Source organism: Deinococcus sp. (genome assembly GCF_018260405.1).
Lineage (GTDB): Bacteria > Deinococcota > Deinococci > Deinococcales > Deinococcaceae > Deinococcus.
This window is the reverse complement of the sequence record NZ_JAGLBG010000002.1, coordinates 32,236-50,923: the sequence shown is the minus strand read 5'-3', so window position 1 is coordinate 50,923 and position 18,688 is coordinate 32,236. Positions and strand designations below refer to the sequence as shown.

15 protein-coding genes are annotated in these 18,688 nt (G+C 62.6%); 11 read left to right on the top strand and 4 right to left on the bottom strand.

Annotated elements, in window-relative coordinates:
• The first annotated feature begins 378 nt into the window (after window positions 1-378).
• From QZ269_RS00650 to QZ269_RS00625, 6 genes are all read left to right on the top strand, one after another.
• On the top strand, window positions 379-1,473 hold the full coding sequence (locus QZ269_RS00650) for a GTP-binding protein (RefSeq protein WP_291423204.1): 1,095 nt from the start codon (window positions 379-381) through the stop codon (window positions 1,471-1,473).
• 264 nt (window positions 1,474-1,737) lie between these two features.
• On the top strand, window positions 1,738-3,249 hold the full coding sequence (locus QZ269_RS00645; RefSeq protein ID WP_291423201.1) for a Ppx/GppA phosphatase family protein: 1,512 nt from the start codon (window positions 1,738-1,740) through the stop codon (window positions 3,247-3,249).
• Between the two features lie 121 nt (window positions 3,250-3,370).
• Window positions 3,371-4,765: an IS66 family transposase gene (locus QZ269_RS00640; protein WP_291423199.1), complete on the top strand. Its 1,395-nt coding sequence runs from the start codon at window positions 3,371-3,373 to the stop codon at window positions 4,763-4,765.
• A 200-nt stretch (window positions 4,766-4,965) separates the two neighbouring features.
• Window positions 4,966-5,664, top strand: a complete 699-nt coding sequence (locus QZ269_RS00635) for a phosphatase PAP2 family protein (protein ID WP_291423197.1) — start codon at window positions 4,966-4,968, stop codon at window positions 5,662-5,664.
• Window positions 5,651-6,556: a pyridoxal kinase gene (gene pdxY, locus QZ269_RS00630; protein ID WP_291423195.1), complete on the top strand. Its 906-nt coding sequence runs from the start codon at window positions 5,651-5,653 to the stop codon at window positions 6,554-6,556. Before QZ269_RS00635 ends, pdxY begins: the two co-directional genes overlap by 14 nt.
• On the top strand, window positions 6,549-7,259 hold the full coding sequence (locus QZ269_RS00625) for an alpha/beta hydrolase (RefSeq protein WP_291423193.1): 711 nt from the start codon (window positions 6,549-6,551) through the stop codon (window positions 7,257-7,259). The genes pdxY and QZ269_RS00625 overlap by 8 nt, the downstream gene beginning before the upstream one ends.
• A 25-nt stretch (window positions 7,260-7,284) precedes the next feature.
• On the opposite strand, the gene QZ269_RS00620 is transcribed toward QZ269_RS00625, so the two are convergent.
• The 3 genes from QZ269_RS00620 to QZ269_RS00610 all read right to left on the bottom strand — a co-directional run bounded on the left by QZ269_RS00620 (window position 7,285) and on the right by QZ269_RS00610 (window position 11,501).
• Window positions 7,285-8,679, bottom strand: a complete 1,395-nt coding sequence (locus QZ269_RS00620) for a hypothetical protein (RefSeq protein WP_291423191.1) — start codon at window positions 8,677-8,679, stop codon at window positions 7,285-7,287.
• Window positions 8,680-9,331: 652 nt separating this feature from the next.
• A complete protein-coding gene (locus tag QZ269_RS00615; protein ID WP_291423189.1) occupies window positions 9,332-10,207 on the bottom strand; it encodes an alkaline phosphatase family protein in 876 nt (291 codons plus the stop codon).
• Window positions 10,208-10,442: 235 nt separating this feature from the next.
• On the bottom strand, window positions 10,443-11,501 hold the full coding sequence (locus QZ269_RS00610) for a glucose-1-phosphate thymidylyltransferase (RefSeq protein WP_291423187.1): 1,059 nt from the start codon (window positions 11,499-11,501) through the stop codon (window positions 10,443-10,445).
• Between the two features lie 313 nt (window positions 11,502-11,814).
• On the opposite strand from QZ269_RS00610, the gene QZ269_RS00605 reads away from it, so the two are divergent.
• On the top strand, window positions 11,815-12,903 hold the full coding sequence (locus tag QZ269_RS00605) for a mannose-1-phosphate guanylyltransferase (RefSeq protein WP_291423185.1): 1,089 nt from the start codon (window positions 11,815-11,817) through the stop codon (window positions 12,901-12,903).
• Between the two features lie 198 nt (window positions 12,904-13,101).
• Here the strand turns inward: QZ269_RS00605 and QZ269_RS00600 are convergent, their stop codons facing one another.
• The gene (locus tag QZ269_RS00600; protein ID WP_291423184.1) at window positions 13,102-14,910 is read right to left on the bottom strand and encodes an acyl-CoA dehydrogenase; all 1,809 of its coding nucleotides are present in this window, start codon (window positions 14,908-14,910) and stop codon (window positions 13,102-13,104) included.
• 131 nt (window positions 14,911-15,041) lie between these two features.
• Between QZ269_RS00600 and QZ269_RS00595 the strand changes: the two genes are divergently transcribed.
• The 4 genes from QZ269_RS00595 (at window position 15,042) to QZ269_RS00580 (ending at window position 18,551) form a co-directional block, all read left to right on the top strand.
• Window positions 15,042-16,016, top strand: coding sequence for an NADPH:quinone oxidoreductase family protein (locus QZ269_RS00595; protein ID WP_291423181.1), 975 nt, complete (start codon window positions 15,042-15,044; stop codon window positions 16,014-16,016).
• Window positions 16,013-16,495 carry a MerR family transcriptional regulator gene (locus tag QZ269_RS00590; protein ID WP_291423179.1) on the top strand — a complete coding sequence of 161 codons (483 nt, stop codon included), beginning with the start codon at window positions 16,013-16,015 and terminating at the stop codon, window positions 16,493-16,495. Before QZ269_RS00595 ends, QZ269_RS00590 begins: the two co-directional genes overlap by 4 nt.
• Window positions 16,495-17,172: a GNAT family N-acetyltransferase gene (locus QZ269_RS00585; RefSeq protein ID WP_291423177.1), complete on the top strand. Its 678-nt coding sequence runs from the start codon at window positions 16,495-16,497 to the stop codon at window positions 17,170-17,172. The genes QZ269_RS00590 and QZ269_RS00585 overlap by 1 nt, the downstream gene beginning before the upstream one ends.
• A 539-nt stretch (window positions 17,173-17,711) precedes the next feature.
• Window positions 17,712-18,551 carry a hypothetical protein gene (locus QZ269_RS00580; protein ID WP_291423175.1) on the top strand — a complete coding sequence of 280 codons (840 nt, stop codon included), beginning with the start codon at window positions 17,712-17,714 and terminating at the stop codon, window positions 18,549-18,551.
• The last annotated feature ends 137 nt before the right edge of the window (window positions 18,552-18,688 follow it).

The window sequence follows — 18,688 nt, the reverse complement described above, 5'->3', positions numbered from 1 at the left end:
GGGGATTTCGGCCTTTACAGGAAGCAGAGAGGATGACTGTCCTTCTTCAGCGAGACTCTTGCCCTTATACAGATTCCGCTCAATTCTGGTGCAATTGGGGCGCGGGCAGGCCCCTTCCTGTCTCATTCCCCCCATTTATGCGCTGAGTAGTTGTTCCAAAATAACCAGATTCATTCGGAATGTGGATTAGAGCAGTTCTCCGAATGATGGGCACGTCGGACACACACCGCCGCCCCCTTTATTCTACGTCCCGCCCTTTCTGTTTCACTCGTTCCACTCGGCAAAAAGAGGGTAAAAAGAGCCGCCATCTTTTTGCAAAATGCTCTAAACCCGGTTGCTCCGCGACTTTCACACGGGAAGCAGTAAAGGAACCTGACCATGACCCAGCATCACCTTAAAACGCCCGTTACCATCGTCACCGGTTTTCTGGGCAGCGGAAAAACCACGCTGCTGCAAAACCTGCTCAACCAGACCCACGACCGCACGCTGGCGGTGATCGTCAACGAATTCGGCGAGGTTAGCATCGACGGCCCGCTGCTCGACGTGCGCGAGCAGGGCGTCGAACTGCACGACGTTCATGGCGGCCTGCTGGCCTACGGCGGCGAGGGCGACGACTTTACCCGCACGCTGCGGGCGCTCGCGGCGCGGCGGCACACCTTCGACCATGTCCTGATCGAGACGAGCGGCCTCGCCGTGCCGACTGCCGTGATGGTCACACTCGAAAGCCCCGAGTTCGCCGATGACTTTCTGCTCGACGCCACGCTGGTCGTGGTCGATACGCCGCTGCTGCTGGCGGGCGACTTCGGGGCCGAGCGCGACGAGGCCGCCGCCCGCGTGTTCGATGCCCAGCTGGAATATGCCGACGTGGCGGTGCTCAACAAGATCGACGACCTGGGCGAGGGCGACCTGCTGCAAGCCGAGGCCGACGTGCGTTACCGCGCTCCCCGCGTGCGGTTCCTGGAACTGGCATATGGCGCGGTGCTCGATACGCAGCTCACGCTGGGCCTCAACCTGCACGGCAGCCGCCGCAGCGTCACGCATCAGGCCCCGGTCAGCGGCGCACCCGGCGACCTGGCTCAGCCGTTGCATGACCACACCACGCTCGACGGGCACTCGCACGGCGACCTCGACGCCCACCTGCACAGCATGAGCACCCACCAGCACTTTCACGAGCACGATCCGGGCTGGCAGTCCTTCCGCCTGACCAGCGACGCGGCGCAGAACCTGTCTGAACTGGTACGCACCGTGCAAAACGTGGCCCGGGTGTTCCCGGTGCTGCGGGTCAAGGGCTTCGTCAGCGACGATTCGGGCGGGCGGTACGCGGTGCAGGCGGTACGCTCGCGGGTCGAGACGACCCCGGCCACGCCCCAGGCGGGCGCACCCAACGAACTGATTTTTATCGGCTACCACATCAGCCGTAAAAAGGTGATCGAGGCTCTGCAAAAGGCGCTGCCCGGCGAGGCATGGCACTGAATAGCCCTCTTTGCAAAAGTCGGCAGTGCAGACGGTCTAGGGGTCTAAAAGCATAAGGGTCTACTACGGACTGCGCTCAATTTTGCCCGCAGTGGGGGGCGAGCAGGCCCCTTCATGGGTGCCGTTCTGCTCAAGAAGCGGGCAGGCCCCTTCACGGGTGCTGCGCTGCATGAGGCCGCCGTCAGCCTTGGTTCTGCATCAGGCGCAGCCATTCCCCTATAAGCCGGGCCTGATCCCCCGCCCCAAACCGCTATCCTAAAGGCCATGAGGGTCGCCGTCGCCGATGTGGGAACAAATTCGAGTCATCTGCTGATCGCTGAAGCGCAAGAAGGCAGTTACCGCGTGCTCGACTCGCTCAAGGACCGCACCCGGCTGGGTGAGTGCCTGGACGCCGGGGGCAACCTGACCCCCGAGGGCGAGGACCGGCTGGCCTCGGCACTGACTCATTTCCGCGAACTGGCCCGTGGGGCGGGCGTCGGGGACGTGCGGGTGTACGCGACCAGCGCCCTGCGTGAAGCCCCCAACGGCACCGAGGTCGCGCAGCGGATGCTGGAGCGCACCGGCATCTACCCGGCGATTATCAGCGGCGAGCGCGAGGGCGAACTGACCTACTTGGGGGTCGCGCACAGTGTGGAGTTGGGGCCGGACAACGTGCTGCTCGACCTGGGGGGCGGCAGCCTGGAACTGGTACGCGGCGACGAGCAGCAGGCGCGTGACGTGCTGAGCCTGCCGCTGGGCAGCATTCGCATGACCCGGCATTACGTTCCGGGCGGGGTAGGGCACAGTAGCGAACTCCAGGCGCTGCGCTCGGCGGTCGAGCAGCAGCTTACGCCCTACCTGCCGCAGTTCCGGGGAACAGCGCGGGGACAAGAACAGATTAACTTTTTTCTGTCCAGCGGCACCGCCGAAGCGGCCGCCCAAGCCATTGCCGCCGCACGCGGTGAAAGTACCCAGAGCATCAACGGGGTACGCTTTACCCTCGCCGACCTTCAGGGACTTTTGCACCGGGTCGTGCGAACCAAACCGGCGCTGCGGCCCAGGATACGCGGCCTCGAAAGGCGCCTCGACACCATCGTTGCGGGGCTGACCGTGCTGTGCAGCGCCCTGGAGCTGCTGGGAGCCGTGCAGCTGACCGTCAGTGAGGGGGCGCTGCGCGAGGGGATGCTGACCGAGGAACTCTCACGCTTTGAATCCTTTAGCAGCGGCCTCAGCCCCCGGCAGCGCAGCGTACTGGCGACCGCCGAGCGCTACGGCGTCAATCTGGCGCACGCCCAGCAGGTCGCGGAACTCTCCCGGCAACTGCTGGACGCCCTCACCCAGCACGGCGAAGCCTTTCCCGGTGACGCCCGCAGCCTGCTGACCGCCGCCGCCGCACTGCATGAAAGTGGCCAGATTGTCTCGCAGAGCGGGCACCACAAGCACAGCGCCTACCTGATCCGGAACTCTGGCCTGCGGGGATTCAGCCCACGTGACATCGAACTGATTGCGCTGACCGCCCGTTACCACCGCCGCAGCCTGCCCAGAGCGGCTCACGGCGACTATATGGCGCTGGCACCTGCCGAACGTCACCTGCTGTCACAGCTGGCCGCCATTTTGCGCGTCGCCGACGGCCTCGACCGGGCGCATACCGGCAACGTACGCATCGAAGGACTGGAAAAGCACAAATCCGGTTGGACGCTGCACCTCAGCGGAACCACGCCCCTAGACCTGGCGGGCGTACACAGCAAAGCCGACCTGTGGGAAAAGGAATTCGGGCCGATCAGTTTCCGGGCCTGAGCGGGGGCCAACTGGATTTCGGGCGTGGAGTTGACCCCCCGGCGCCCTTGCGGGCCGGTATGCGCGGGTTGTATCTGATTAGCGGCCCTCCCCCTAGCACTGAAGCAGGTATGCTGAGGGCATGACGGAGACGCCAACGGTCACAGAACTGATGGACACGATCCGCCAACTCCAGTCTCAAGTTCAGCAGCTCACCCAGCGGGTTCAGGAACTGGAAGCCGAGAACAAGGCGCTCCGCGAAGAGAACACCCGGCTAAAGAAGCGCATCAGTGACCTGGAGCGCAAGAAAAATAAGTACGTCGCTCCTCAGAAACCTGGTCGAAAATCCGGACAGGGTCAGTTCACCCGTAAGGACGCTCCAGACTTCGTGACGAACGAGGTCGATGTCGAGCTTCCCAACCTTTGTCCAGCCTGCAACTTCACCGGCGAGTTGACCTTGAGCCACTTCGAAAAGGCCAGCGTGACGGAGTTGCCTGTCCTGCCCCGCGTTGAAGTGACCGTTTACAACGTCCCCATTGTTCTTTGTCCAAAGTGCGGCAAGAAGATTCGTGGGGAGCATCCTGACCTGCAAGCGGGCCAGTGGGGTGCGACCGCTCACCGGATCGGGCCTCGCTTGGAAGCGACCATCCACACCATCCGGCATGAAGTGGCGGTGTCAGAGCGGAAACTGCCCCGCGTTTTGGAGCTGCTCCTGGGTCTGCGGTTGACCCAGAGTGCGATCAGTCAAGCCGCATCGCGGCTTGCTGGGGATGGAAGTCCACTGGCGAATCATGTGCTGGAACTGGAGAAGCAACTCCGGCAGGCGGGCTATATCCATCATGACGACACGGGTTGGCGCATCGGTGGTGAACAGGCATGGGTCGGGGCCTACCGGAGTACAGATGTGGCGCTGTTCAAGGTGAATCCGCAGCATACGTCCGCTGAATTGCGAGCCGTGTTGGGAGACGAGTTTCAGGGAACGCTGGTGTGCGACCGTTACAGCGTGTACGACGCAAAGCAGTTCGCAGGGATGAGTCAGCAGAAGTGCCTGGCGCACGTCGTTCGCAACATCAGTGATGTCGCGGCTCAGGTGAAAGGACGGGCCGGACAGGGACTGGCTTACCTGATGAGACTGAAGGAGAACGTGCAGGACGCACTGAAAGTCCATCGGGACTTTCAACAGGGGAAGACGACAGAGCGGCAGTTTCGATATCGAGGGAGATTGGTGAAGGGGCGAATTCACCGTCTGCTGAGCCGAACAGATCTCCGAACCCCGGAAAGTGAGCGTCTCAGAGCAGGGTTATGGAAGCAACAGGAGAAAGGACGATTGTTGCACTTTCTGGAAAAACCGGAGATTCCACCGACGAACAATGCCGCAGAGCGGCAATTGCGGCGGGTGGTCATCACCCGCAAAGTCTCCCAGTGCAGCAAGAACAAACGGGGCGCAGAAGCACACATGCGAATCAAGTCGGTCGTAGAGACTGCCCGCCTGCGCGGTCAAGACCCTGTTGAGGTCTTGGCCAGCCTCAGCCGCTAATCAGATACCGCGGGTTTTAACGAAACAAAGGGCAGTGCGTATCACACGGCCCATTTCAGGTTTTCCCTGTCCTGATACGGACTGCGGCTCCACACCGCAAAGTCCGTATAAGTTAAGAGCCTGCCTGAAGCGTTGCAGCAGACCAACTACTACCAATGGATGAAGCCAGGCGGCTGCGGGGCGCAGCATACTGCTCCGATATGTCTTCACCGCGTCCTCCCCATCCTTTTCATCTGCTCAGCCTGCTCCTGCTGGTCGTGGTTCCGCTTTTTATCGTCGGTGAGATTGCCGAGGACCTCTTTGAAAAACAGCGCTTCGTCTTCGAGACGCCGCTGATGCAAATGGTGCACGCCCACACCACTCCGGCCCTGCTGCACTTCAGCGTGTTCCTGCACCACCTCGGCGGGCCGGTGGTTATGGGCAGCGTGTTCGTGCTGATTCCAGTGACGCTTTGGCTGCTGCGCCAGCATTACCTCGCCCTGTTCTCGCTGGTCGGGCTGGGTGGGGCAGTGGTGCTCAACGGCCTCATGAAGGTATTTTTTCACCGCGCCCGTCCCGAGCTGTGGCCCCGCGTGGTCGTCGAAAATGGCCCCTCGTTTCCCAGCGGACACAGCATGTTCGCCGCCGCCCTGATGACTGTGCTGACTGTGCTGGCCTGGCGTACCCCCTGGCGCTGGCCGGTGCTGGTGTTTGGCGTGCTGTACACGCTTAGCATGTGCTTTTCGCGGCTGGTGCTGGGCGTGCATTACCCCACCGACGTGCTGGCCGGGGCACTGGCGGGCCTGGCCTGGGTCTACGGCGTCTACCGGCTGATAGGCGGGCGCGAAGGTTACCGTGCGGCCACGGCCCCGCCCACCGACCGGTTCACGGAATATCCTGTCGGGCATGACGTCAGGTAATCTTCGCGCCCCGGCCCTACCTCTCAACCTCCTCAGCATCCAGTCATGGGTGAGCTACGGGCACGTCGGCAACGCCGCCGCCACCTTTCCTCTGCAACGCCTGGGCTTCGAGGTCTGGGCCATCAACACCGTGCAGTTCAGCAACCACACTGGCTACGGCGCGTGGACGGGCACCGTGTTCCCGGCGCAACAGGTCGGGGAACTGCTCGACGGCATTGAGGCTCGCGGCGCACTGGCGGGCTGCCACGGTGTCCTGAGCGGCTATATGGGGTCGGAAGGCACCGTGGCCGAGGTCGTTTCGGCGGTGCGGCGGGTGCGGGGGGTGAATCCGGGGGCGCTGTACTGCTGCGACCCGGTGATGGGCGACGTGGGGCGCGGCGTGTTCGTGCGCCCAGAACTGCCCGAACTGATCGCCGCGCAGGCGATTCCCGCCGCCGACATCGTGACTCCTAACCAGTTCGAGCTGGAACTACTGACCGGGCGCAAAACTGACACGCTGGACGCTGCCCTGAGTGCCGCGCAAGCCCTGCGCGAACGCCTGAACCCGGCGGGGCCGCGCATCGTCGTGGTCACCAGCCTGGTGCGCTCGGACGCGCCGGAAGGGCAGATCGAAACACTGGCGGTCACGGGCGAGGGCGCGTGGCTGTGCCGCACCCCCATGCTTGCGCTCGACCCGCCCCGCAACGGTACCGGCGACGCCATTGCCGCGCTGTTCTACGGCCACTACCTCAAATCGGGCAGCGTCCCCCGCGCCCTGAGCCTCAGTATGAGCGCCCTGTACGCCCTGCTAGAGATCACCCACCAGCTCGGCACCCGCGAAATTCAACTTATTGCGGCGCAGAACGAGTACGAAACGCCCAGCCACGTCTACGGGGCCGAAAAAATTGCCTAACCACGGCGGGCCTAAAACGGGCTGGACAGATCAGGGCGGCGCAGATAAGGGGTGGATTCACTCTCTGAAGCGCGGTTCTGGCGACCTGACCCTGCTGCTGCTTCACAGTACGGGCGGCGACGAAACGCAACTGCTCGCCCTCGGTCGGGAGGTGGCCCCGGAGGCCAATCTGCTGGGCGTGCGGGGGCGTTCGCTGGAAGAGGGCGTACCGCGCTATTTTCGCCGTTTTGGCGCGGCAGATTACGACCAGCCACAGGTGTGGGGCGAGGCGGAGGCGCTGGCGGCGTTTCTGGCCGGGGCCACCGAGCAGTACGGACTGAACCCGACCCGAACCGTGCTGCTGGGCCACGGCAACGGTGCAGAGCTTGGGCTGGCGCTGCTGCTTTGCCGCCCTGGCCTGCTGGCGGGCGCGGCGCTGCTTCGCCCGACGCTCCCGGTCGATGAGCCACTGGGTACGCCGCTGAATGGGCCGCTGACCACCATCCTGAACAGCTTGCCTGTCTTGCTCTTGCACGGCGTAGACGACCCTTACGCCCCGTTCGGGGAAGCCATTGCTCCGCTGCTACGGAAGCTGGGAGCTGATCTCGAAGACCGCCGCCTGAATGCCGGGCACGCGATCACCGACCACGACACCGTGATTCTGACGCGCTGGCTGGCACCATGTTGTGCAACGCAAGGAGCGAACCATGACCAGACCTTTTGAACTCGGCCTGTGATCGAAACCAGCGTCAATTAAGCGTGCGTCCCCCGGAATGACCCAGCAGTTCCTCGGCTTTGCGAAGGTGATCTTGCAAAGTAACGTACCAGTCATCACTTTCGGGGGTGTGTGCCAGGGCCTGCTGGGCGTGGGCATAGGCCAGCGCGGGGTTCAGAAAGCCCTGCTGCGCCATCACGTCGGCGGCCATCTGGTGACCGATCACCCAGTCGCGGCTTTCGGGGGCGGCCTCCTGCACCACGCGCTCGTAGTGCTCCAGCGCGTCTTCGAGGTGATAGTAGTCGAGTGCCACGTTGCCCAGCACCAGACTGGCAGGCACCACCGCACCCTGCGCCAGCGCCTGTTCCGCGCCCTGCTGGGCCTCGGCCAGACGTCCCAGGCGGTAATCGCACTCGGCAATGTCGGCCATGACTTCAGGAATATAAGGATAGCCCGGTTCCTGCAAGACACTTTCCAGTTTCTCGCGGGCTTCCACCGGGCGGTCTAAATCCAGCAGGGCGACCCCCAGTTCGTGGTTGGCATACGGGCGGTCACCGTCCGAAGCGAGGCGCAGCGCTTCCTCGAAGGCCACCAGCGCCTTTTCATGCTGCCCCAGGTGAAGCAGAACCTGACCGCGCACCAGCGCCACGCCGTAACTGTTCTCGCCCCCCAGCTTTTCGAGACGGGCGGCTTCCTGAATTTCCTTGAAGGCGTCCTCGGGCTGGCCCAGTTGCAGCGTTACCTGGGCCTGAAGGTAGTACCACGTCGCCAGATTCAGTCCTTCTTCGGGATCACGGCCCGTGTACAGGGCGCGGGCCTGTTCCAGCAGGCGGCGGGCTTCCTCGGGCTGGGACAGGTTAAGCAGCAGCGCCGACTGTTCCTGAAGCATCACTGCGCGGTTAGGGCCACGGGTCAGGTGGGCCGCTTCCGCGTACAGGTGGGCGGCGTCCTGGGTCTGGCCGAGTGACTCCTGGGCGTCGGCCTGCCAGGAACGTAGCCGCCAGCGCAGGTGCTCGGGCAGTTCGGCCACCGGCAGATCAATTTCCAGGGCTTCTTGCGGCAACATCATAAGATTCAGGGTGCAAAAGGCGTGAAAACGGGTCAGGGGGTCTGCCGCTTGCCGCAGTTCAATCGGAACCTCGACGGTCTCGCCCCGGCGGGCGGCTTGCTCGCTGGCCAGTGCCTGGTACAGCGGGTCGGCGCCGAGGGCCGCGTCACTGCTGAGGGCCAGGGCCAACGCCGACTGCACATCGGCCATCCCGGTTTCGCCGTAAAGCGACTGGACACTGGCCAGGTAAAGGGCGAGGCGGGCACGTTGGGCGGGCTGGGCTACCGACATGGCCGCGTCAAGAATAGTCACGGCCACGTCGTACTGGTCGCTGGCAAGGGCGGCGCACACCTGCTGCCAGCACATCTGGACATCAATCACGGCTACAGTTTAGTGCAGTTAGAGCCGTTCTCCGAATGATGGGCACGTCGGAAAAACACCGCCGCCCCCTTCATTCTACGTCCTGCTCTTTTTTTTCACTCGTTCCACTCGGCAAAAAGATGGTCAAAAGAGCACCATCTTTTTGCACAATGCTCTAAGTTCAGCGCGGGGTTCACCTTGGGCAGGGAACAAGAGACCTCTTGCAAAAGTGGGGTCGGGCCGCCCCGCATCCCCGCTTTCGCCGAGCAGGGCGAGTAGAGGCGAACCTTATTAAAATAACCGGGTGACTTTTGCAAGAGGTCTATTCTCCAGTCATACGGACTCGGGAAATTTTGTGGCGGTCAGTCGTTATCCCAGGAGGCAGGTTCTTTTGAGCGCAGGCCAGCGCTGATTAGGCAGATAGCGAGAAGAGCGATGTTAAGCGTTCCCCATACGGTCAGAATAGGCAGTAGGTTTTCCATTGGTGTGCAGATAAAGGTACAGTAAGCCTTCAAAGATTTCAATCAGCTACCTGACGCTGAAATCAGTTTCAGCAGTCTTATGGGCTGCACAACCAGCCTGTATGACCCCTGTCGATTCAGCGAACTCCTGTGGCGTGGCCCCCTGGCTGCTTCCGGCACCGGCGTGTAAATCAGAATGGGGGGGGCTGGTTTCATTTGAAGAACATCTCGTTCATGGGCACAGCCTGGGCACTTTCACCCAGCGGCGCGAGGTTCCAGGCATCGGTCAGCGTGCGCAACAAACTGTAGTGGTTGTAGTTCGTTTCGGTTGAATAGCCCTGTGGACCGGAGCGGGTCAGCACGATGGCCGGAATACGCCCGCCACCCCCACGCTTGTCGCTGCCTTCGGCCTCGTCGAAAGTGATGACGATGGCGGCCTGATCATCCCAGGCCGGGCTGTTGCGGATGGCGTTCACCCATTTGGCGATAAAAGCGTCGGCGTTGGCCGCCAGCCGGGCCTGATCCAAGCAGTTGACGTTGCGGTGCAGGTCATGGCAAAGGTCCGGAACGATCAGGGCGAAGGTCGGGGCCTTACCAGCCTGCAAATCCCGCTCCAGCTGGTCTAAGGGCACCACATTAGCGGCCCGGGCGGGGTTCTGGGCCACCGACGGAAAGAGCATAAACGGGTTGTGGCGCTTGACATACACCCAAAACGGCCCGGCGTAATCGCCTGTGAACCCGGCGCGGGGCAAGCCCTGAAAATAACCTTTCCAGTTCAGGCCAGCGGCCTCAAGGCGGTCTGCCAGGTTGGGCACGTTGAATTTCTGGTTCGGGTCGTCGCTGTGGCTGCCGAAACTGCTTCCGGCCAGCAGGGCCACGTAGTTGGGTAGGCTGGGATGGGTCACGCCGTGGTTATTCAGCGCCACCGCTCCCTGGGCGGCAAGGCGATTGAGTGCTGGCAGTCTGGGATTACCGATAACGCTGCCCGTGCCATGATTTTCCAGCACAAAGATAAAGACATGCGAAAGCGTGTGTGCCGGGGGTGGCGTCGGCGTTGAGGGGGTCGGCGTGGAGGCCGTGGCCTGCATCAGACTGGAACTGGAGGCTAAAAGAAGGGCAAAAGCTAAACGCGCCAATATTTTCATACCCCAGGCTAACGGTCTGTGCCAGCATTTCGGTACATCCAGGCTAGCGTTTTGGGCCAAGCCAGACGGCAGAGTCTCCCTTCATCCCCACCTGGACATCCTTTGGCCTACTCCTGGCTGGCCCGGTTGGTCTAGAGACAGACCTGTTGATCCCCAGGTGAAGTCCGGGGGCGTGGGTTCAGGCCAGTTCGATGATGCTGGCGTCCGAAACGGTCAGCTTGTGCGTGCGCGGAATCTTGCGCCCGCCACGCACCTGGGCCCGGACACCGATCAGGCAGTCCTGAAGGCGCGTGTCGAGGTTTTCGATGATCGTCTCAGCGTCGATAACACTGTGCTCGACTTCCGCATGGCGGATGGAGGTATCGCGCCCAATGCTGGTAAAGGGACCGATATAAGCGTCCTCGATCACCACGTTTTCACCGATCAGTACGGGCCCGACGATCTTGCTATTCACCACTTTGGCGCTCGCTGGAATAGAGACGCGCCCGGAAATCCGCGAATTGATCACTTCTCCCTTGATTTCCGGTACCACCCGCTCGAGCAGCAGGCGGTTGGCGTCGAGCAGGTCGACGGGGCGGCCCGTGTCCTTCCACCAGCCCTGCACTTGTTGCCCGGTGACCTGTCCGCCGCTTTCGATCAGTGCCTGAATAGCGTCGGTGATCTCGTACTCTCCCCTCTCGGAGGGCTTTAGCACACCCAGAATGTCAAAGATTCTTTGGGTAAAGCAGTAGATTCCGGCCACCGCCAGGTTACTCGGCGGAACTTTGGGTTTTTCGACCAGCTGCAAGATGCGTTCGCCGTCCATGCGGGCGACGCCAAAGGCCGTGGGGTCCGCGACTTCGACCAGAGCGATCAGGGCATCGGGATGGTCTTTGGTAAAGCGCTGGATAAAAGGCTGGGCGCCGAATTCGAACAGGTTATCACCCAGATACACGCAGAAATCGCTGTCGCCGACCCACTCGCGGGCCACCAGTACCGCGTGGCCCAGGCCCAGTTGCTCGTGCTGATTGATCAGGGTGATCGCGGGCGATTTGACGTTGCGTAGCGCGTGCTGAATCTCGTCGCGGGTCATGTCCGAGACGACCACACCGATTTCCTCTATTCCGGCCTCCTGCAACGTTTTGATCGCGTGGCGGATGATAGGTTCATTAGCGACCCTCAAGACCGGCTTGGGACGCGTAAAGGTCAGTGGTCGTAGGCGGGTCCCCAGGCCAGCGGCTGGAATGATAGCTTTCACAACTCCTATGTTAATCGTGAGCCGAGCTCCCAATCTTCTCATCTTGCTGATGGACTCTTGGGACATGAGGACAGGAGGGTGTAAAAATCCCCAGATACCTTCATTTTCTTCAGAAATTGTCTGCTGCTTTGCAGGGCGGGATGTAAAATAGCCCGGTGAATCATACTGGCATACCGCGGGAAGAAAGCTCCCCTGACAAACAAAGCCCTGCAGCTGGATTGCCCAGGGTTTGGAAGGATATGGGCCGCCCACGGTGTACGGTCTTCTCAGCTGACCTGACTCCTTCAACTGAGCTGACTACAAGGAGTCTGCAATGACCCATTTTCTTCCTGTTATTCTGGCTGGTGGCAGTGGAGAGCGCTTCTGGCCTCTGTCGCGGCGTCACCGTCCCAAGCAGTTTCTGACGCTGGACGAGTCCGGGCGCAGTCTGTTACAGGCGACCAGTGACCGGCTGGAGCAGATTAGTGGAACGGTTGAGAACGTTATGGTCGTGACCGGCAACGAGTACCGGGGGCAGGTGCTCGAACAGTTGCCCGACATGCCACTGGAGAACCTGGTGGTCGAGCCGCTTGCCCGTGACACCGCCCCGGCAGTGCTGTATGCTGCGCTGCGTATTGCGCGTGACCAGCCCGACTTAGACGCGATTATGGGCGTGTTTCCGGCAGATCACCGCATTACCGATCCCGAGGCGTTTGAACGGGTGGTCAAGCGGGCCATCGAGGTCGCAGAGACGACAGGCAAGCTGGTCACCATCGGGATTACCCCTGCATTTCCGGCGACGGGCTACGGGTACATCCAGCAGGGCACGCAACTGCTGGGCGGGGAATTGCCGACCTACGCGGTGAACCGCTTTACCGAAAAACCCGACGAGCAGACCGCCAGAGGCTTCCTCGAACAGGGCGGCTTCAGCTGGAACAGCGGCATGTTCATCTGGAAAGTGCAGGCTATCTTGCAGGCCTTCGAGCAGCATCAGCCCGAGCTTTATCAGGCGCTCGCTGGGGCGTTCGCGCGGCCCGGCAACAACTCGGCCGCCGTGCGCGAAGTCTTTCCGACCCTGACCAAAATCAGCATCGATTACGCGATTCTGGAAAAGTCCGACCAGGTGGCGGTGATTCCGGCGGAATTCGGCTGGGACGATCTGGGCGACTGGAATGCCCTGGAAAGGTTACTCAAGGGTGACGGCGAGAACGTGTCGGTGGGCCGCCACGTTGGCCTGGACACTGGGGGCGCGATCTTGTATACGACCAACGGCGACGACCTGATCGCCACCATCGGCCTGGAGGATGTGGTGGTGGTGCGGGCCGATGAAGTAACGCTGGTAGTCCGCAAAGACCGCACCCAGGACATCAAAAAAGTGGTTCAGCAGCTTAAGGCCCATCCCGAGCTGGAGCGCTTTGCTTAGGGCCATTGACACAAGCACCACAAGAATGCTGTGCGCCGCCTATCCTTGCCCCTCGTAAGTGCTTTGCGGGGCTGCGGGGCCTCAAGAAGCGGACGCGGACGACAGACCCAGAAAGCAAGCCCAGGCAGCAGGCCCAGAAAGCAAAGAGGTCGTACAGACTGTAGGTAAGTCGCCGGATAACGCGGTTCGCTGCCGCTATTAGAACCAGTCGGGCTGCATGTCGCTGGTGGTCGTGTCGGCACTTGCCAGCAGGTCGGCGTGCAGTTTGACTTTCGGCAGCTCGTAGACCGCAAAGAATCGAGCGGCCTGTAACTTGCCCCGGTAAAAGTGCCCGTCTCCCCTTGCCTGCGCCAGGGCGCGTGCCGCCGCCATCGCCTGGCGCAGCCACATCCAGCCAACAACCGTGTGCCCTACCATCTCCAGGGCGCTATTGGCGTTCGCCAGAAACAGGTCGGGGCTAAGACCAGCAGCCTTGCCCAGAATGCTCCGGATGGCCCCGGTGCAGTCCTGCATGGCCTGAGCCAGCGCGGCGCGAATCTCGGTTGTGCCTTCCAGAGTCTCGGCGGCTTTCAGGTCGGTCTGGACGCGCTCCAGCAGCACTTCCAGGGCGCGGCCCTGGCCCGCCGTCAGCTTGCGGCCCAGCAGGTCGTTGCCCTGAATGCCCTCGGTGCCCTCGTGGATGGGATTCAGGCGGTTGTCGCGGTAGTACATTTCGACTGGGTAGTCGCGGGTGTAGCCTGCGCCGCCCATCACCTGAATCGCGTCACTGAGGGCTTCTTGGCTGTACTTGCTGGGCCACGATTTGGCAATTGGCGTCAGCAGGTCAAGCAGCAAGGCGGTGTCAGCCTTCTGCACTTCGGGGCCGGTGTTCAGATCGTCGACCAGCGAGGCAGCGTAAAGCCCCAGCGCCAGACCGCCCTCGACAAAGACCTTCTGGCGCAGCAGGAGCCGTTTGACGTCGGCGTGTTCGATAATCGAAATGGCTGGTGCGTGCGGATCCTTGTTGCTGGGCAGACGGCCCTGGGCACGGTCACGGGCGTAGTCTAAGCTCGCCAGATAGCCCGCGTAGCCGCTCATGACCGCTCCCATCCCCACGCCAATGCGGGCCTCGTTCATCATGTAGAACATCTGCGCCAAGCCTCGGCCCGGTTCGCCCACGATCTCGCCGATGGTTTCGCCGCCCTCGCCAAAGTTGAGCAGCGTGTTGGTGGTGCCCCGGTGCCCCATCTTGTGATTCAGCCCGGCCAGTACAACATGATTACTCTGTTTCTCGTCTCCCTGACCGACACGGCCGTCCACGCCGATGCGGTAACGCGGAACTAGAAACAGGCTGATGCCCTTGACCCCCGCCGGAGCGCCCCTCATACGGGCCAGCACCAAGTGAACGATATTTTCCGACAGTTCGTGTTCACCCGCCGAAATCCACATCTTGGTACCGCTGAGGCTGTAGGTGCCGTCCTCACGCAGCGTCGCCGTGGTCGTAATGTCGGCCAGCCCGGACCCGGCATGTGGCTCGGAGAGGGCCATGGTGCCGAACCAGCGGCCTTCCAGCAGCGGACGCATATACTTTTCCTGCTGCTGGGGGCTGGCAAACACCCGCTGCAAATTGGCGTTGCCGATGGTCAGGAAGGTATAGCTGGCCGTTCCAGGGTTGGCCGCCTGAAAGTGCGCCTGCACCGCCTGCATAACCACCCAGGGCAGTTGCAACCCGCCCAGTTCCTCGTCGTGGTGGGCGCTGAAAAACCCGGCGTCCCGGAAGGCGTCCATGGCCTGCTTAGCTTCCGGCACCAGTTTGACCTTACCGCCTTCGATATGCGGCTCGTTCAGGTCGGCGGCGCGGGTATGGTTGGCAAAATACTTCTCGGCCACGTTGTAGGCAAGGTTCAGAATATCGGTGTAGACCTCGCAGCTGTGATCGGCGTAGCGGGAGCGCTGAGGCAGCCCGGCAGTGTCCAGCACCTCGAACAGTTGAAATTGCAGGTCGCGTTTACTCAGAAAGGGGGCCATGATTAAACTCCTTGCAGGCGGGAGAAGGGGGGTAGATTCTCCGTGTGCGTCTATTGTGTACGTTGGCGTTAATATAGGCCATTCGAGCTGTTCTCTTCTGCCTCTTCTTCCCCTATACCCGGAGGTTTTCAATGCGTGCCCTGACCTGTGAAAAATTCGACCAGCCCGAAGCGCTGAGCGTGCAGCAGCAGCCCGACCCCGTTCCCGGCCCTGGTGAGGTGGTCATGGAAGTCCGGGCAGCGGGCGTGAACTACCCCGACGCGCTGATGGTCATGGGCCAGTACCAGATCAAACCACCCCTTCCCTTTGTGCCCGGGGCCGAGGCATCGGGCGTGGTGAGCGCCGTGGGCGAGGGCGTGCGGCACTTGCAGGTCGGTCAGCGGGTGGTGGCGTTTACCGGCACCGGGGCGTTTGCCTCGCACCTTAGGGCCCCCGCCGCCGTGGTCATGCCGCTGCCCGAGGGCTTACCCTTCGAGGTTGCCGCCGGGCTGCCGCTGGCTTACGGCACGTCTATGCACGCGGTTCTTGACCGGGGCCAGTTGCGGGCAGGCGAAACCATGTTCGTACTCGGCGCGGCGGGCGGTGTGGGCCTCGCGGCGGTCATGATCGGCAAGGCCATTGGTGCAAAGGTGATCGCTGGGGTCAGCACCGGGGAAAAGGCGCAGATTGCCCGTGATCACGGCGCAGATGAGGTTATTGTGTATAGCCGCGAGGACCTGCGTGAACGCCTCAAGACCCTGACAGACGGCAAAGGCCCGAATGTGATTTTCGACCCGGTGGGCGGCCAGTATGCCGAGGCGGCTTTCCGCTCAATTGCCTGGGAGGGCCGTTATCTGGTGATCGGGTTTGCGGGCGGTGAGATTCCCAAGCTGCCCCTGAACCTGCCGCTGCTCAAGGGCGCTTCACTGGTCGGGGTGTTTTGGGGCGAGTACGCCAAACGTGACTCCAGGGGCAACGCCGCGCATCTGGCGCAGCTGGCTGCCTGGATCGGCGAAGGCAAGGTGCGCCCGCTGGTCAGCCGCACCTACTCGCTGGAGAGCGCCCCACAGGCCATGCGCGATCTGCTGGAGCGGCGCGTGACCGGGAAGGTGGTTATCGTTCCGTGAGTGTTCAGCCCCTAGCACTGAAGTCCGGGGCCAGTCCGGACATCCGCTTTTTCACGACGGCGGAACTGGCCCGTGAAGCCGGGGTCACGCGCCGCACCGTTATGCACTACGCCGAACTGGGGCTGCTGACCCCCGACCAGGTAACGGCCTCGGGGAGATCGCTGTACGGGCCTTACTCGCTGCGGCTGCTGCGCGACCTGATCGACCTTCGGGCGCTGGGCATGACCCTGGAGGAAGCCCGCGATATGGTAGTGCTGCGCCGCGCCACCCACGACATCGCGGGTTACTACCGCCGCGACTGGCAGCGCGGGGACGTGCCCCTAAGCGACGAGCAGTTGCGGCGACTGCACCTACGGCTACGGGCCATCAATGGGGCGTACCAGCGTCAGGCCGACAACATGGCCCGCTTTGACCGCTGGCTGACCAAGCGTTTTACGGGCGGGGAACTGCCGGAAAGGCCGTTCGGGACAGACGGCTGATGTCGGCCCCTGACGGGCTGCCTGACGCCGCCGAATTCACCATTCGGGAGGCCACCCCCGCCGACGAGCAGCCCATCGGGGAAGTGGCGTATCAGACAGGGTTTTTCGGTGAGAGTGCCGCGCGGTATTTTCCGGATCAGCGGCTGTTTGCCGACCTATGGGTGCGGCCCTACTTTGCGGGCGCGGGCCGGGTCGCCTTCGTGGCCGAGCGCCGGGGACAGGTCGAGGGCTACATTCTGGGCGCTCCTGACCAGGCGGTCTACACCCGGGCAGTGCTGGGCGTGGTGTTCGGCGTCGTGCTGCCGGGTCTGCTGACCGGGCGCTACCGGCGTCCCTGGCCCGCGCTCCCCTATTTTGTACGCGGTCAGCTGCTTTCCTCGCCGCATGGCGACTGGAACGTGTTTCCAGCTCACCTGCACCTGAACCTGCTTGCTGAAGCGCGGGGCTTTGGCCTGAGCCGCCCGCTGCTGGAACGCTACCTGGAGCGCCTGAACGCGCTGGGCGTGCGCGGCGTACAGCTGTCAACCACGCTGGAAAATCAGGTCGCCCTGAAGGTGTACGCCAAACAGGGGTTTATCCTGATCGCTTCCCGGCGTAGCGCTTTTTGGAAACCTTGGCTGGGACACGGGACGGTGCATCTGGTGCTGGCCAAGCCGCTCGCCTCGCCTGAGCGTTAAGGTTCGCTTCAGCCGGTGCAGCTAAGGTGGTGAGGGCATCATTGCCCCGAGCGGACTTACAAAGTTGCGAAGCAGAGCGAGTCGCCAAAAGGAGCTTTGGGCGGAAGTGGAGTGGATTGGGGCGCTTTTCCCGGACCCCTGTAAGACGGACTGCCGCACCACTCTGCCACAGTCGGGAAGGCCGCCGCCTGCGGCTTCACACCGCCCAGTCCGTCTGTTGTTCCTTCTCACGTCCGCTCGGTGTGCTTCGGGCTTGAGCCGAATCAACCGCCCGTGCGCATACCTGTAGCCAGGAGCCACTTAGAGCATTTTGCAAAAAGAGGGTGCTGCCCATCATTCGGAGAACTGCTCTACTTCTGAAGACTTCCGTTTCGCCCGGTTAATGTAAAGATTACCTTCAGTGTACATAGTGTGGCCCGGCTCATCTGTTCTGGCAGGGGGCTGCATATGATAGGTCGGCACCTGGGAGGTGTTTTTCGGTGGAGCAGCCAGCTGACATAGGACAAACGGGGCCAACGCAACAGGCGGCCCCTTCCCCTGTGCATTCAAAGCCTAACCTGATGCTCTGGGGCAGCCTGAGTGCGGCGCTGTTCCTGGGCAGTCTAGGAATCTTGTGGAAGGTGGTTCAGCCGCCTAAACCCGTGCCCGTCGATCCGGCCACGACCATTCGGCGCTCGCCGGGCACGGTTGCGCCAGTCACGGTTAGTGCGGCGGGTGACAAGGTCAGCGGGGTGCCTACGTCGCGGGTGGCCGAGCCGCAACCCCACAACAGCGTCAACACCGAGATCACGCCCTGGGCCAAGGTCGAGCAGCAGCGTGCCGCAGCCCGCGTAGCCTACGAAAAGGCGCTGGCGGCCAGGCGGGAGGCCGAGCGGCAGGCCGCCCTGCGCGAGGAAGCCCGCCGGGAAGCAGAGCGGCAAGCCCGGCTACAGCAAGAAGCCCAGGCCCGCGCTATTGCCCTTGCCCAGCAACAGCAGGCCGAGCAGCAAGCCCAGCAACAGGCGCAACAACAAGCCGAAGAGCAGGCCCGGCAGCAGCAGGATCAGGGCGGGGTCCAGCAGACCAGTAGCCAGGACACCAGTAGCGAAGACACCGGCGGCCAGGCAGCACCGCTCAGCGAACCGCCGCCGGGCGTCACTGCCCAGCCTTCCCGGACTAGCCGCATTGCACCGCCCACTCCCGTAACGCCGCCGGAAACCAGTTCAGCCCCCGTGTCTACGCAGACCGGTTCTCCGGCAGACAATGCGGCGGTTCCAGGCAGCAGTTCCGCCTTGCCCGCAGCGCCCCCTGAGAACACTTCTACAGCTGCGCCGCCCGAGGTGGTGCCCGAAACGCCCGCCTCCGATGTGAGTTTGCCCGCGCCCACCAGCACTCCTTAAAGCACTGAACACGGGCCGCAGAATGGTAGAGGCCACTCGCTTTGCGGCCCAGCCCTACGAGTCCGCTCAGATTGAACGGTTTTTATAAATTGTCTCATTCAATTCGGGGCCAGGTATATGGACTGCGCTCAATTGCG

Coding starts and splice junctions, on each gene's coding strand:
- QZ269_RS00650 (WP_291423204.1), top strand. CDS start 379: ATGACCCAGCATCACCTTAAAACGCCCGTTACCATCGTCACCGGTTTT.
- QZ269_RS00645 (WP_291423201.1), top strand. CDS start 1,738: ATGAGGGTCGCCGTCGCCGATGTGGGAACAAATTCGAGTCATCTGCTG.
- QZ269_RS00640 (WP_291423199.1), top strand. CDS start 3,371: ATGACGGAGACGCCAACGGTCACAGAACTGATGGACACGATCCGCCAA.
- QZ269_RS00635 (WP_291423197.1), top strand. CDS start 4,966: ATGTCTTCACCGCGTCCTCCCCATCCTTTTCATCTGCTCAGCCTGCTC.
- pdxY (WP_291423195.1), top strand. CDS start 5,651: ATGACGTCAGGTAATCTTCGCGCCCCGGCCCTACCTCTCAACCTCCTC.
- QZ269_RS00615 (WP_291423189.1), bottom strand. CDS start 10,207: ATGCAGGCCACGGCCTCCACGCCGACCCCCTCAACGCCGACGCCACCC.
- QZ269_RS00605 (WP_291423185.1), top strand. CDS start 11,815: ATGACCCATTTTCTTCCTGTTATTCTGGCTGGTGGCAGTGGAGAGCGC.
- QZ269_RS00600 (WP_291423184.1), bottom strand. CDS start 14,910: ATGGCCCCCTTTCTGAGTAAACGCGACCTGCAATTTCAACTGTTCGAG.
- QZ269_RS00595 (WP_291423181.1), top strand. CDS start 15,042: ATGCGTGCCCTGACCTGTGAAAAATTCGACCAGCCCGAAGCGCTGAGC.
- QZ269_RS00585 (WP_291423177.1), top strand. CDS start 16,495: ATGTCGGCCCCTGACGGGCTGCCTGACGCCGCCGAATTCACCATTCGG.